Raw genomic sequence first — 743 nt, forward strand, 5'->3', positions numbered from 1 at the left:
CCGGGCGTTGCTGCGCTGTCGCCGTCTCTTTCACCATCGCTTGTATCAGCAGTAACAGTTTTCGGGTCTGGGGCGACATTTCATCCAGCGTGCGGCCTAATATCTCATGGGACAGCCGGTTTGCTAAGCTAATATCGTCTTGGGTCACCTCGATATATTCAAGCCGTTTGCCCCGGTGTTCCGCGGTCTTCACCTCGCGCTGGTGCTGATGCAGCAGGGCGATACTTTGTATCAGGGTAAGATATTTCATGTGGTCGCGTCGGGTGCGGGTTTTATCGCTCATGAACGTTAACTGTGAGGCATAAGGGTTAACGACATTCAGCGGGCGTAACAGCCGCTGGGCGTTTTGATGCAGTTCGGTGATATAGGCTTTCTCATTCTCGGCCAGTAAACCTTCGAGGGTCTGCTTATGGCGCTGCAACGCGTGGATAGCTTCGGTCTGTTCCCGCGATTCGTTCACCGTCAGCACCAGACAGCGGTTTAGCAGCTCTTCATCGACATCAATCGCGGTGGTGGTGAGCATCAGCATTACCGGGCCTTTTACCGTGTACTGTTTAGTGACCAGATTGCCGCTGGCGTCATCTTTACCGGTGCTGGCAATGGTCAGTTCGCCGTCGCTTTGCAACAGCTTAAGCGCATAGGCGGCCTGCCGTACCCCTTCCTCTTCGGCAATGGCTAAGATTTTATGCTGGAGATTGGTTTCGCCCAGATAGAACAGGCTCTGGCCGGTCATGGCGCTGTAT

Annotated in this window: 1 pseudogene; it reads right to left on the minus strand. The window is 54.2% G+C overall.

Annotated elements, in window-relative coordinates:
- Positions 1 to 743: pseudogene (locus tag ACGF5R_RS24275) on the minus strand (DNA primase); the annotation flags it as partial.

It is taken from the genome of Photorhabdus sp. RM71S, from assembly GCF_042879355.1.
GTDB classification, from domain to species: Bacteria; Pseudomonadota; Gammaproteobacteria; order Enterobacterales; family Enterobacteriaceae; genus Photorhabdus; species Photorhabdus kayaii.